10 protein-coding genes are annotated in these 13,370 nt (G+C 74.0%); 3 read left to right on the forward strand and 7 right to left on the reverse strand.

What is annotated here, in order from left to right:
- Positions 1-42: 42 nt before the first annotated feature.
- Positions 43-1,482, reverse strand: coding sequence for an FAD-dependent oxidoreductase (locus ACZ7H1_RS01100; RefSeq protein ID WP_470782603.1), 1,440 nt, complete (start codon positions 1,480-1,482; stop codon positions 43-45).
- 176 nt (positions 1,483-1,658) lie between these two features.
- Here ACZ7H1_RS01100 and ACZ7H1_RS01105 point away from each other — a divergent pair, with 176 nt between their 5' ends.
- Genes ACZ7H1_RS01105 through ACZ7H1_RS01115 form a run of 3 tightly spaced genes read left to right on the forward strand, consistent with a single transcriptional unit; the run spans position 1,659 to position 3,288 of the window.
- Positions 1,659-2,087, forward strand: a complete 429-nt coding sequence (locus tag ACZ7H1_RS01105; RefSeq protein WP_470782605.1) for a hypothetical protein — start codon at positions 1,659-1,661, stop codon at positions 2,085-2,087.
- Positions 2,084-2,320 (forward strand): helix-turn-helix transcriptional regulator, encoded by a 237-nt coding sequence (locus ACZ7H1_RS01110; RefSeq protein WP_470782607.1) that lies wholly within the window; start codon positions 2,084-2,086, stop codon positions 2,318-2,320. Before ACZ7H1_RS01105 ends, ACZ7H1_RS01110 begins: the two co-directional genes overlap by 4 nt.
- Complete coding sequence (locus tag ACZ7H1_RS01115; protein ID WP_470782609.1) at positions 2,317-3,288, forward strand: NAD(P)-dependent alcohol dehydrogenase; 972 nt, start codon at positions 2,317-2,319, stop codon at positions 3,286-3,288. Before ACZ7H1_RS01110 ends, ACZ7H1_RS01115 begins: the two co-directional genes overlap by 4 nt.
- A gap of 67 nt (positions 3,289-3,355) precedes the next feature.
- On the opposite strand, the gene ACZ7H1_RS01120 is transcribed toward ACZ7H1_RS01115, so the two are convergent.
- From ACZ7H1_RS01120 to ACZ7H1_RS01145, 6 genes are all read right to left on the reverse strand, one after another.
- Positions 3,356-4,252 (reverse strand): serine hydrolase domain-containing protein, encoded by an 897-nt coding sequence (locus ACZ7H1_RS01120; protein WP_470782611.1) that lies wholly within the window; start codon positions 4,250-4,252, stop codon positions 3,356-3,358.
- Positions 4,253-4,682: 430 nt separating this feature from the next.
- Positions 4,683-5,162 (reverse strand): macro domain-containing protein, encoded by a 480-nt coding sequence (locus ACZ7H1_RS01125; RefSeq protein ID WP_470782613.1) that lies wholly within the window; start codon positions 5,160-5,162, stop codon positions 4,683-4,685.
- Between the two features lie 166 nt (positions 5,163-5,328).
- A complete protein-coding gene (locus ACZ7H1_RS01130; RefSeq protein ID WP_470782615.1) occupies positions 5,329-6,711 on the reverse strand; it encodes an FAD-binding oxidoreductase in 1,383 nt (460 codons plus the stop codon).
- A 52-nt stretch (positions 6,712-6,763) separates the two neighbouring features.
- Complete coding sequence (locus ACZ7H1_RS01135; protein ID WP_470782617.1) at positions 6,764-7,846, reverse strand: trypsin-like serine peptidase; 1,083 nt, start codon at positions 7,844-7,846, stop codon at positions 6,764-6,766.
- 11 nt (positions 7,847-7,857) lie between these two features.
- Complete coding sequence (locus ACZ7H1_RS01140; protein WP_470782618.1) at positions 7,858-9,009, reverse strand: trypsin-like peptidase domain-containing protein; 1,152 nt, start codon at positions 9,007-9,009, stop codon at positions 7,858-7,860.
- Positions 9,010-9,015: 6 nt separating this feature from the next.
- A complete protein-coding gene (locus ACZ7H1_RS01145) occupies positions 9,016-13,311 on the reverse strand; it encodes a hypothetical protein (protein WP_470782620.1) in 4,296 nt (1,431 codons plus the stop codon).
- Positions 13,312-13,370 lie beyond the last annotated feature (59 nt).

Genomic DNA, 13,370 nt, shown 5'->3' on the forward strand with positions numbered 1-13,370 from the left:
TGACGCCCCCTGGCAGTCCCTGACACGCCCCGGGCAGCGGGCTCACCCGGCCGGAGCGGAGTCCCCGTCCTGCGGCCCGTCGAGCTCCAGCGGCTCGGTGGCGGGGCCCTGGAGCACCCGGCCGTCGTCCGCGGCGAACCGCGAGCCGTGGCACGGGCACTCCCAGGTCCGCTCGGCGTCGTTGAAGCCGAGCTCGCACCCCATGTGCGTGCAGCGCAGCGCCCGCCGCCCGGCCGCGAAGTGGCGGGCCACCCCGCCCTGCGCCCGGACCAGGTCCGGCAGGTCCCGCAGCGGCAGGACGCGGCGCGGGTCGTACAGCTCGGTCCACGGCGGGCGCGGGCCCCCGGCCAGGTGCGCGGTGAGCAGCCGGGCCGCCATCAGGCCGCCGCTCATGCCCCAGCCGCCGAAGCCGGTCGCGACGTAGACGTGCTGGGTGCCGGGGTGCTCGTGGCCGACGTACGGGAGGTGGTCGACGGAGAACACGTCCTGGGCCGACCACCGCTGGACCCCGCCGGCCGCGCCGAAGCCGCGGAAGTGCCCGCGGGCCCACGCCTCCAGCCGTGCGTACCGCTCGGCGGTGCCCGGGGCGCCCGGCTCGAAGGCCTCGCCCGCGACCAGGAGCAGCCGCCGGTCGGGCCCGAGGGGGCAGCTGCGCACGGAGCGGGTGTTCAGGTCCGGCGTGAGGTACATGCCCTGCGGCGCGGTGCCGGCGGCGACCGGGGCGGCGACGACCAGCTCCCGGCGCACCGAGAGGCGGGCCAGGAGCGAGGCGTGGCAACGCAGCGGCCACTGCGTGGCCAGGACGACGTCGTCGGCCGACACGGTGTGGCCGCCCGCCACGGTCAGCCGGCAGAACGGCCGCTCGTGCACGGCGGTCACCCGGGTGTGCTCGTGGATCCGGCCGCCGTGCGCCACCAGGTCCGCCGCGATGCCGAGCAGGAACCGCTGCGGGTGGAACTGGAACTGGTCCTCGGCCCGGACCGCCGCGGCCACCGGGAACGGCAGCCCCGCGTCCGTGTCCGCGCCGCCCAGGTACGAGACGCTCAGCCCCGCCTCGGCCGCCGCCTCCGCCTCCGCCCGGAACTCGTCCGCGCGCTCCCCGTCGCCCGTGTACGTCACCGCGGGCAGCCGCTCCGCCTCGGCGTCGATGCCGAGCTCGCCGCAGAGCAGCGGCAGCTGCCGCAGCGCTTCCTCCTGCGACTGCCCGTACAGCCAGGCGGCCTCCGTGCCGTGCTCCTTGCGCAGCCGGGCGTAGGACAGCCCGTGCAGCGAGGTCACCTTGCCCGTCGTACGGCCCGTGGTGCCGGAGCCGATGCGGCCGGCCTCCAGGACCACGACCTCGCGGCCCGCGCGTGCGAGCTCGCGGGCGGTGCACAGGCCGACGATCCCGGCGCCGACCACCGCCACGTCGGTCGTGAGGTCGTCCCGGAGCGGCTCGCCGGCGGCCGGGGCGGGGGCGCTGTCCAGCCAGTAGGAGGCCATGGCGACTCCTCGGGTGGCGGCTCGTGTCGCCCCGTGGGGCGACCGCGGTCGTCCCGCGCCTACCCGCGACGGCGCCGCCCATGCGGCCGGACGGCACCCATCCCGCCGTGTCGACCGCGGAAGGAGCCATGTAAAGAACCTTTGACACGATGTCCGTACTGCTTTACATTCCGGGTATGGCTCTGGAAGAGAAACGCGCGTGGATCATGGCGCTGGTCACCGTCTGTGCGTACGCGGTCTACCTCGCCGTCGTCCTCGGACGGGCGGACGGGACCCCGCTGTCCGAGGTGACGTACGTACCGGTGCTGCTGTGGACGATCGGGGCCGCGATCGCCGCGGCCGTCGTGCTCCACGTCGCCGCGGCGCTCGCCACGCCCGGCGGCCCCGAGGAGAAGGACCAGCGCGACCGCGAGATCGGCCGGTTCGGGGAGTACGTCGGCCAGTCCTTCGTGGTCCTCGGCGCGGTGGCGGCCTTCGTCATGGCGCTGGCGGAGGCGGACCACTTCTGGATCGCCAACGCCGTGTACCTGGCGTTCGCGCTGTCGGCCGTCACCGGATCGGCGGCCCGGATCTTCGCGTACCGGTGGGGGTTCCACCCGTGGTGAAGCCCAGGCCTACCAAGGTCACCAACACGATCCGGGCCCTGCGCTTCGCGCGCGGAGAGATGACGCAGGCGGAGCTCGCCCGGCGCATCGGAGTGACCCGGCAGACCGTGATCGCCATCGAGCAGGGGCGCTACTCGCCCTCCCTGGAGATGGCCTTCCAGATCGCCCGCGTGTTCGAAGTTCCGCTCGACGAGGTGTTCCAGTACCCCGACAGTGCAGAGGAGACACCGTGAAGGCAGTGGTACACGACCGGTACGGACCGCCCGAGGTCCTGGAGCTGCGGGACGTCCCCCAGCCGGTGCCCGGACCGGGCGAGGTGCTCGTACGCGTGCACGCCGCCGGGGTCGACCCCGGCGTCTGGCACCTCATGACGGGACTGCCGTACCTGCTCCGGGCCATGGGCTTCGGACTGCGGGCCCCCAAGGTCCGCACCCGCGGACGGGACGTCGCGGGCGTCGTCGAGACCGTCGGCGCAGGGGTGACCCGGTTCCGGCCGGGCGACGAGGTGTTCGGCATCTGCGAGGGCTCCTTCGCCGAGTACGCCGTCGCCCGGCAGGACCTGCTCGCGGCCAAACCGGCCGCCGTCGGCTTCGAGACGGCCGCGGCCGTCCCGATCTCGGGCCTCACCGCCCTCCAGGCCCTCCGCGACGCCGGACGCGTCCGGCCCGGACAGCGGGTCCTGGTCATCGGCGCGGCCGGCGGCGTCGGCACGTACGCCGTGCAGCTCGCCAAGGGCTACGGCGCGCACGTCACGGGCGTGTGCAGTACGGGCAAGACGGACCTGGTCCGCTCCATCGGCGCCGACGAGACCATCGACTACACCCGCGAGGACTTCACCGACGGCAGCCGCCGCTGGGACCTCGTCGTCGACAACGCCGGACACCGGCCGCTGCGGCGGCTGCGCCGGGCGCTGACCCCGCGGGGCACGCTGGTCATCGTCGGCAGCGAATCGGGCGGACGGTGGCTCGGCGGCACCGACCGGCCGCTGCGCGCACTGCTGCTGGGGCCGTTCGTGAGCCAGCGGCTGCGCGGACTGATCTCGGCCGAGCGCCGCGAGGACATCGAGGCCCTGGGGAAGTTCGTCGAGGACGGCACGGTCGTGCCCGTCGTGGACCGCACCTTCGCGCTCCACGAGGCGGCCGACGCAATCCGGTACGTGCAGGGCGGGCACGTCCGCGGCAAGGTCGTCGTCACCGTGTGAGCGGTTCGGCCCGCACGACGCCGTCGGGCGACCTTGTTCGCGGCGCCGTCCGCCGCCGCGGGGCCGGTCATGACGCGAACACCGCGGTGCGGAAGTCGTCGCGCAGGCGGGTCGCCCGAGCACGGTCTCCGGTACCGGCCCCGGTACCGCCCCCCGTACCGGTCCCGGCGGCCGGTGGCGGTCCGGTGAGCAGGACCGCCCAGCGGTCGCCGGCCGGGGAGACCCACAGGCCCGAGCCGCCGGCTCCGTGGTGCGCCCACAGGTCCTCCCGGCGGCCGGTGCCGGCCGCGGGGTGCCAGAGCAGGCCCCGGGCCGGGCCGAGCTCGCCCGTGCGGATGCGCAGGGACTCGCGTACCCAGACCTGGCCGAAGGCCGCCGGGGAGGGGGAGAGCAGGTGGCGCAGGAAGAGCGCGAGGTCGCCGAGGACCGACGAGGCCCCGTGCTCGCCGGGGCCGCAGCGGGTCCGCGTCATGCCGAGGGGCCGCCAGACCCGCTCGGCGGCCAGCTCCCCGGGGGGCCGGCCGGCCAGGTGCGCCAGCAGCCGCCCGAGGACGTGCCCGGCCCGGTCGCTGTACTCGACGGCCTCGCTGGGCGGCCGGCACGGGAGCGCGTCCCGTACGCCGCCGCCCGCCGGACCGCGCAGGCCCGCCGTGTGGGTGAGCAGGTGGTGGGCGGTGATCCCGCTCAGCGGATGCCCGGCGACCTCGTCCCAGTACACGCCGATCGGCGTGTGCAGCCGCAGCGTGCCCTCCTCGGCCAGCGCGCCCGCCGCGGCCCACACCACCAGGATCTGGCTGAGCCCGCCGAGGCCGAACTCGCTGCCGCCGCCCGCGGGGAGCGGCCCGGCGGCGCCCTGCGCCAGCGTCCCCGCGGCATCGCCGACGCCCCAGACGACTCCGGCGGTCACACCGTCGCGTACCCCGCCCTGAACGATCTCCCCGATACGGTCCGCACTGAGAGGCATGCATCCACGCTAGCCGCGCCCCGGGCACGCACGGGGCCGCGGCACGACAACGGCCGGTGAACCCACCTGGAGCGCTTCCTGAACCAGGGTCTGACCGAGGTCCACGACGAGCGGATCGTCGACAGCCGGCTTCGGCGCACCCGCACCCTCGCCGCGACCGGCCGCCAGAGCCCGGCCGCCGAAGCGCAGCGTGAACTCCGTCTGCTGCTCCTGTACCCGGACGACTTCCGCCGCGCCTTCGGCGACGGGACAGCCGAGGCCAACCGCGAGGCGACCGGGGCGCCGACCGCCTCACCCGGCTGCGGGAAGCCGCCGACATCGCGGCGCACGCGCTGCGCCTGCGCTCCGCGCACCGCGGCGGGCGGCTCGTCGCCGCCGCGGCCCCCTTGGCAGCCTCGGGCAGTCACGGCCCTCCCCCGAGGAACCGGTGCTAGTGGTCGTACACGGTCACGGGTATTCCTTGCCCGGTCAGCCGGGAGCGGACCAGGGGCTCGATCCGCTCCCAGCGCCCTCCGGCCAGGCCGCAGCCGATCCTCGGCATGTGGACCGAGGCGCCGAGGCGCCCTGCCTCGGCGGCGAGCCGCCCCAGCGCCTCGTCGACGGCGTCGTAGCGCACCGGCACCCCGCTCGAGCGGCCCGTCCTGATGCCGCGCTGCCCGATCATGTTCGCCACCCACACATACGGCTCCACCTGGACCAGTTGCAGCGCGCCGAGTCCGAAGTCGTTGCCGGCGCGGTTGCGGTGCCGGCGCCGGTAATCAGCCTCGGGCTCGGGCCACCGGCGGGAGACCGCGAGCACGAAGCCCTTGCCCCAGCCGCCCAGGTCGTTGCAGACGTGCGCGATGATCTTGACGCCCTTGCCGTGGGGCGCCGTCGCGTCACCGCGCACGTACTCGATTGCCTCGCTCATGTGTGCCAACGGTAGGGCGGGGCTCTGACAACGGCCCGTCGTTTCCTCACGCTCCGACCGGCCATCACGGCCTGGTGGTGCTCGATGACGACGACGGAGTTGCCGTCGTCGACCAGGCGGTCCAGCACTGGACAAGGTCCCGACACCCGGGACGGCCTCGCCGCTCTCATCGCGTCGCGGGCGTGATGTTCTGGTTCAGCCGCAGGACGTTGTCCGGGTCGTACGTGCTCTTCAGCGCCCGGAGCCGGGCCAGTTTCCCGGGCCCGTAGGCCTGCGCGATGCGCTCGGCGCCCTCGTCCATCAGGAAGTTCACGTAGGTCCCCGCGTGGTACGGCGCCAGCGCCGACCAGAGCCCGCGCACCCACGCCCGCTCCTCGGCGAACCCCGCCTCGGTGCGGCAGGTGCCGTTGATGTTGAACGTGTGCCCGGTCGCCCGCCCGCCGAACGCCGTGTCGTCCTCCCCGGTACGGGCCACCGCCCCGCCCCGCTGGAAGACCGTGACGACCGACAGCGGCGACCGCATCCGCACGGTGTGCGCCACCGTCGTGTCGATCACCTCGTCGGTCATCCGGTCGATGTCGCAGGCCCGGAAGTAGTACCACCAGCCGTGCGGGAAGGACGGGTCGAACATGGCCTGGAGCGCCGTGTACGGCCTGGGCGCGCAGAGGTCCAGCAGCGGGGTGCCGTACCCGCGCAGCGGCCGCAGGACCCGCTCGCCCTCGCCGACGTCCCCGGCCCAGCACGTGCCGACCGCGACCACCGGCCGGCCGTGCAGCTCCGCCGGAACCGCCGGGATCGGGGGCGCCTTGCGCAGGGTGACCAGCGTCGTCAGCGCGTCCGGCACGTCCTCGATCCAGTCGCGGTAGAACCGCAGCACCTGCGCCGCCTCCTCCATCGGCCACAGCACCGGCCCGGCCAGCACCTGCGGGCCCACCGGGTGGAGCCGGAACCCGAACTCCGTCACCACGCCGAAGTTGGCCCCCGCGCCCCGCATCCCCCAGAACAGCTCGGGTTCGCGGTCGGCGCTCGCCGTCACGAACGACCCGTCGACCGTGACCAGGTCCACCGAGAGCATCTGGTCGGCGGTCAGCCCGTACCGGCGCATCAGCCAGCCGATCCCGCCGCCGAGCGCCAGCCCGGTCAGCCCGGTGTGCGTCACGATCCCGGCGGGCACGGCCAGCCCGAAGTGCTGCGTCTCGCGGTCCAGTTCGCCCAGCAGCACACCGGCCTGCACCCGGGCGGTCCGGCCCGCGGGGTCCACCCGGATCCCCTTCATCGCGGACAGGTCCACGACGAGACCGTCCGTGCACACGGAGTGGCCGGGGAAGCTGTGGCCGCCGCTGCGCACCGCTACCGGAAGCCCGGCGGTCCGGGCGTAGCGCAGGGCGGCGGCCACGTCGGCCACCCCGGTGCAGTAGGCGATCAGCGCGGGGAAGCGGTCGACCGAGGCGTTCCAGATCCGGCGCCCGTCGTCGTAGCCGGGATCGCCGGGGACCAGCAGGCGTCCGCGGAAGGATGCGGTCAGCTCGTGCAGCGCGGCGCCGTCCACGGTCGCGCACCTCCCGTCGCCGGGGTCCCGCGCCTGCGCGGGACCCGGGGCCTCAGACGAAGTTGACCTTGCCGCGGTGCAGCAGCGGGTCGCCCTGGAGCTTCCACAGCGGAACCGCGAAGTTGCCGAAGCGGAACCGGCCGCCGAAGTGGAGGCCGATGACCCGGTGGTCGGCGAGGTCGAAGACCGGGGAGCCGCTGTTGCCGCCGAGCGTCGAGCAGTCGTGCTTCATGGTGGGCTGCCCGTCCATGAGCCCGGTCGCCGTGCCCGGCTGGAGGCGCTTGACGTTGTAGACGTCCATGAAGATCCGCCGCATCGCCTCGGGTTCGTTGCGGCGGCCGTCGGCGGCGGGGTAGCCGATCACGTACACCGGCCGGCCGGCCACTTCGGCGGGCGGCTCGGCCGCCACCTGCAGCGGCTCGGGCAGCGGCTCCCCGCTGCCGGCCGCCGGGGCGACGCGCAGCAGGGCGAGGTCGACCTCCTGGTGGATGCCGATGACCTCGGTGACGTCGTACGCGGGCGCCCCGCCGGGCGCGGCCGGGCCGAACTCCTCGCCGGTGTCCACGGACGCCGTCATGCCCTGCCGGAAGGTCCCACCGGTGCCGTCGCCGCGGGCGAACTCGGATGCGACGTGCCGGTTCGTCATCACGGTGTCCGGGCCGACCAGGAAGGCCGTACCGACCCAGTCCAGGTCGGCGTGGCCGGTGACCTCCACCCGGCCGACCCGGGCGAGGGACTCCCGGATGGCGGGCCGGTGGCCGTCCAGGACGGCCCAGTCGCCCTGTTGAGAGGCGAAGTCCCGGCCCTGGACCAGGATCGCGGGCCGGCCTTCGAGGAGGACGATGGCCTCCATCCCGAAGAACTCGTCCTCGTCGATGTCGCCGCCCCGCCCGGCCGCCAGCTTCTCCAGGCCGCGGGCACCGTCCTCCAGCACGCGGGCCCGTTCCTCCCGGGCGAACCGGGCGATCTGGTCGGCGGCCGCCTCGTCCGGCGGCAGGTCCTCGGCGGACTCCTCGATCAGCGTGGACGCCATGCTGTCCTGAACGTTCTTGCGTACGCGTGCGGCGACTTCGAGCAGGTCCGAGAAGACCCGTTCGGGGCCGGTCGCCACGGGCGAGCCGCTCCACATCTCCATCCACCTCCGGTTCAAGGACCGTTGCCGAGTGCTGTCTGAGCCGCCGTGATCTCGGCGTACAGTTCCGGGCTGTGCTCCTGCAGGTGCCGCAGGATGCTGCTCATCTGCGTGCCGACGTTCACGAACGCCGTGCTCTTCCCCTGGAAACTGACGTCCTCCACCCGCCGGGTGCCCCGGTGCAGGGCCACCACCGTCCAGTCGTCGGTGAGGACCGGCGAGCCGGAGGAGCCGCCCCGGGTGTCGGTGAAGTAGCGCACGTCCTTCTCGTCCGCGGAGAAGACGAGGTTGTTGCGCAGCGCGACCCGCTTCGGCTGTCCCAGCGGGTGCTGGATGATGTTGACGGCGACCGGCGCGTCGCCGGTGACGGCCAGGGGGGTGGTGGCCACCCGCAGCACGGGCCGCCCCGCGTGGTCCGCCAGGCGCAGGACGGCGTAGTCGAGTTCGCTGTCCGAGGCCTCCAGGGCGCTGGCGGCGGCCTCCTCCGTCTCGATGTCCTCGTCGGTGTAGTCGAACCGCGAACGGGAGTTGACCGCCTGGAGCTGCAGGTCGGCCGGGCCGGCATCGGCGCGCCCGGCGGCGGTGCGGGAACGGGCGTTGACCACGTGGTGGTTGGTGACCAGCAGCCCCGGCGCGATGAGCCAGCCGGTCCCGGTGTGCGGGTAGCCGTTGGGCTGGAGCGGGGCTCCGCCCTCGTACGGCAGGACCTTGATCCGGGCCACCGAGAGGCCGGCCCGTTCGCCGCCGGCCAGGAAGGCGAACGGCACCGTGTCGTCCAGGTGGACGATCTCCTCCTTGGTCTCCGCCTCCGCGGCGTCGGGCGGCGGCACGTCAGGCTCGCCGGCCGCGGCCCGGGACACCCGGTCCAGCGCGGCCTGGAACACGGCCAGCGGCTTCTGTACGGTCGTCATCGTCACGGCGTTGCGCAGCCAGATCTCCAGCGGGACGGACCCGTCGACCAGCCGCTCCACCCGGTTCATCTCGGTGAGGTCCGACTGCACCTGCAGCCCGGGCGCGGGCAGCAGCGGCAGGACCGCCTTGTACTTGAGCATGATCCCGTTCAGCAGGAGCTGCCGGGTCTGGGGGTCCGCGAGACCGGCGTCGAGGGCGGCGTCCTTCAGCAGGACGATCTCGTCGAGCGGGAGGTACGGTTCGTCGTCGCTCATGGTCGCTCAGGCCGCTCGGGGGCCGTTCCCTTCGAGGGGGGTGGGGCCGGCTGCGGCCGCCGGGGCCGGGGTGGTCCCGGCGCTCATGGCGGCGGCCACTCCGGAGGTGAGCGCGCCGCTGTCGTCGCGTACGACGAGCAGCCGGCGGGCCAGGGCGTCCAGCGTGCCGAGCCGGCGCGCCTCGCGCAGGATCCCGGCCGACATGGCCTGCAAGCCGGAGCGGGAGATGGAACCTGCGATGCCCGGAGTCCCGTTGGTCCCCCCGGCTGCGGCACCCCCGGAGACGCCGGACCCGCTGGCGGGCGCCCCGGCGGGGGCCGGCTGTGCCGGGGCCGGGGGCGGCGCGGCATCGGCGGCCGGGGGAGACGGGGGAGGTCCGGCGGGGCGTTCCCGGGGCTGCGGGGTGGCGACGGCGCTCTGCAGGATGTTCAGCAGCGCCGCCTGAAGCTCCGGCTGGCCGGTCACCGCACGGCCGATCGCCTGCGCCAGTGCGTCGAGGACGTCGTCGTCGGCCTCGGGCAGCCCCACCACCCCCAGTGTGTGGTCCAGTGCCTGCGGGTCCTGCCGGGAGACCTCCGCGGCGATGGCCCGGACCAGCGCCGGCCGGCGCCCGAGCTCCTCGTCGGGCAGCCCGCGCAGCCGCCGCGCGAGCCGGTCGTCGACCTCCGGATCCCCGTGCCGCGAGGCCTCGGCCAGCTTCGACCGGGCCAGCAGGGCGCCCATCGCCTCGAAGACGCGGCCCAGCCGGGTGGCGATGTCCTCCGCCTCGGTCAGAGCGCGGTCCGCGTCCGCCAGGTCGCCGTCCTCCTCGGCCAGCTTGGCCGCGAGCAGCAGCAGCTCCAGCTGGAGTTCGGCGCAGCCGGCGTCCTCGGCGCGGTCCACGGCCGCTTCGGCCTCCGCCCTGGCCTCGCTGCGGCGTCCCTGCCGCGTGAGGGTCTCCACCAGCAGCGGGTGCAGCTCGCTGCCCGGGGTCCACGGACGGCGCTCGCCCAGCCGTACGGCGGCCGCCTCCACGAACCCCTGGGACAGCAGGTCCTCCACCTCGCGGGCGGCGATCCGCTCCCAGTCCTCCTGGTCGGCCTCGGCCATCACCTGGTCCGGGGTGTGGCCGCCCAGATATCCGGTGAGGAAGGCGGCGGACCGGGCGGTCATGTCCTGGTCGGCTCCCGCGAGGTACCGCTCGACGCCCGGCAGCCAGCGGCTCTCCACCGACCGCGGGTTCTCGTTCAGGCGCAGCCGGTGGTAGATCTCCTCGGCCCGCGCCTCCAGCCCTTCGCGTTCCCCGTAGTAGGCGACCGCGCGCCGGCCGACCGCCCGCATCACGTCCGTGCGGTCGTTGTCCGCCAGCCGGAGCATGATGGCGCGCAGGTCGCCGCGGTGCCGTACGGTCTCCGGGCCGGCCGTCTCGACCATGTCGAGCCGCGACAGCAGGCCGAACAGGCGGCGCGCCTCCTCGTCGGTGTCCACTGTCAGCCCGCACGGCTCCGCCAGCACCTCGCGGATCAGACCGGGGGTGATGGTCCGCAGGGCCAGGCCCGCCTGGGCGATCCGGCGGACGTCCTGACGGGCGATCCGCTGGAGGATCCGCTCGTACAGGGTGCCCTGGACGAGCATCTGGTCGACCTTGCGGTAGAAGTACCGGCGCCGCGCGGGCAGGCTGTCCACCAGCTCGCTGAGCGAGGACGCCTCGTGGCCCGCGAGGACCGCCGCCCGGGCCGCGAGCTTCAGGCTGAGCGGGTGCCCGCCGACCCTTTCGGCCAGCGCCTTCGCGATCCGCGGGTCCTCGACTCCGCTGGACAGGAGCACCTGCACGGCGGCGTGCGGGTCGAGCTCGCCCAGCTCGATGGTCTGCAACTCCACCAGGCGCGCCGGGTGTTCGACGGGCGCGCGCCCGGAGACGATGAACCGCAGCCGCGGGTAGACCTCCTGGAGCGCGGACCAGATGGCCCACATCCTGCCGAGGACCGGGGAACCGCGGTACTGCGCCTCCTCGAAGGAGTCGAGGGCGATCACCAGCGGCGGTCCGGGCCGGTCGGCCGGGGCGGCGACGGAGTCCACCACGAGGGCGGCCACCCGCCGGACCAGGGCCGTCTCGCGCTCCCTGGACTCGGCGTGCAGGCCCGAGGACGACAGCCGGCCCAGGGTGGCGCGGGTGGTCGACAGCCGGAACAGCTCGTCGACCTGGTCCTGTTCGGTGCGCTGCGTGGCGGCGGTCGCCTCGCACTCGTCGGCCAGCGCGTCGAAGGCGGCACGGTGGCCGGGGAACTGTATGCCGAACTGCCGGGCGATCTCGGCGATCATCGTGACCGGCTCGTGGATGGAGAGGGTGGGCCGCTCGAAGTCCACGTAGGCGAAGGGGAATCCGGGGCGGAAGTCGCGCAGGCTGTCGAGCAGGAACCGGGCGAGCAGGGTGCTCTTCCCGATCCCGCCGAGGCCGTGGATGATCAGCGGCGGCGCGGGGTCGCGGGTGGCGGCGCGGACGAAGTCGGTGCGTACCGGAGGCAGCGGGCCCTGCGGGGAGCCGGGGACGGCGGGGGAGCCGAGGAGGTCTTCGTCGTCCGGCCGGTCCGTGGCGGAGTAGGGGGGCAGGCCGACGTAGTCCCGCAGCGCGGCGAGTTCGGCGGTGCGGCCGTGGAAGGAGCCGTGCGCCAGGCGCTCCAGCGGCTGGCGCAGCCGGGCCTGTTCCAGGTGGTTGCGGATGGCCTCGGGCTCCGGCAGCGGTCCGACCCCGGGCACCAGCGAGAGCCAGAGCACCGCCTGGAGGGTGTCCGTGAGCGAGTCGACGTCGGCCCCTTCGAGGACGGGCTCCGTGCCGGACAGCAGGTCCAGCGCGGTGCGTTCGGGGCCGGGGCCGTCGGGGACCCGGGCGAGGTTGGTCTCCAGGGCGAGCCGGGCGGCCTGCGGCCCGGCGAGGGAGCGCAGCGCCGCCTCCCGGACCGGCTGCTTGAGCTCCCAGGTGGTGGACTGCTGCCCCGTGCCCAGCGTGCGGCAGTCGTCGACGAGTTCACCGGCGGCCCGCCCGGTGGACAGCTGCTCACCTGCCAGGCGCAGGTACGTCGGGTCGAACTGGCTCAGCAGGCACGCCGCTTCGCGGTAGCCGCGGCGCAGTCCCGACACGTCGGTGGGCCCGGCCGCCATGGTGGTGTGCAGATCCTGGTGCAGCCGTGCGGCGAAGTCCTCGCCGGGGGCCAGGCTCCGGTACGTGCGCACGATGCCCTCGGTGGCGGTGCACACCTTGCGCATGTAGCTGTCCGTACCCGGGCCTTCGGCGGCGTGCAGGACGGCGGGAAGGGCAACGTCCACGAGTGCCTCGACGCGGGCCGGGTCCGGAGGGGCGGGGTCGCTGCCCGGGGCGGGCGTGCGGGCGAAGTAGTGGGTGAAGAAGGTCCGCAGATCGTCCGCGCCCGCCGGTCGGGCCGTGTCGTGGCACACGTTGTTGCGTATGTCGTGCGGGAGCTGGCGCATCGTCGCCGAATAGCCGAGCAGGACCAGGCGGGGGGCGGCAGGCTGCTTCTCCGGGGCGGTGTTGTCGATGGCGAGGGCGAGCTTGCCGATGCAGTCCCAGACGTCGGAGTTGGGGTCGAGCTTGTCGCAGTCGTCGAGTACCAGCCAGAAGGTCTCCTCGGCGGCCGTCGCGCGCGCCACCAGAGCGGTCGCCGCGGTGTCGACGCAGGGCAATGGATCGTTCAACTGTGTGGGATTCAACGGCAAGATGTTGTCGGGGTCGACGAGTCCGGCCAGACCCCGGACCACGGAGGCCGCGGTGGAGGTCTGCGACAGGGTCACGCGCACCGGGCGGAAGTCGCGGTGCTGGCTGATGTGACGGATGAGGCTGTAGGTGTACGAGCGGCCGCTGTCCGGTTCGCCGTCGACGACGAGTACGGTCTTCCAGGGGGTGTTCACGAACTCGCGCAGCAGTTCGCGCAGCTCGTCGCGGCCGAGGAACACCTCGCTGCCGTTCTTGAACACCGTGGTCAGGAAGACGTCCTCCGGCGAGATGTGCACCCGCGCGTCCTCCAGCAGCCTCGCCAGGAAGGCGTCGACCTCCCTGCCCTTCACCACCGTCAGCTTGTCCTGCAGCTTCAGTGCCTCGAGCAGGTCCAGCTGCCCTGAGATGGTCCTGCGCGAGGCGCGCACCAGGAGTTTCGCATTGATGTCCGCTCGCGCCGTCAGACCGAGCCGGGTGATGAAGTCCCTGGAGAACCCTGCGTCCTCCAGCGCCTTGTAGGGGTCGATGTTGGCCAGCAGGTTGTCCCGTGCCCAGATCTCTACGAGGTCCCATTCGGTGTCGATGAGCGGCATTCCGCACCTGCCCGGCCGCCCCTGGGGAGCGAGGAGGGGGACTGACTGATACCTGTCAT

Source organism: Streptomyces sp. NPDC037401, from assembly GCF_055602345.1.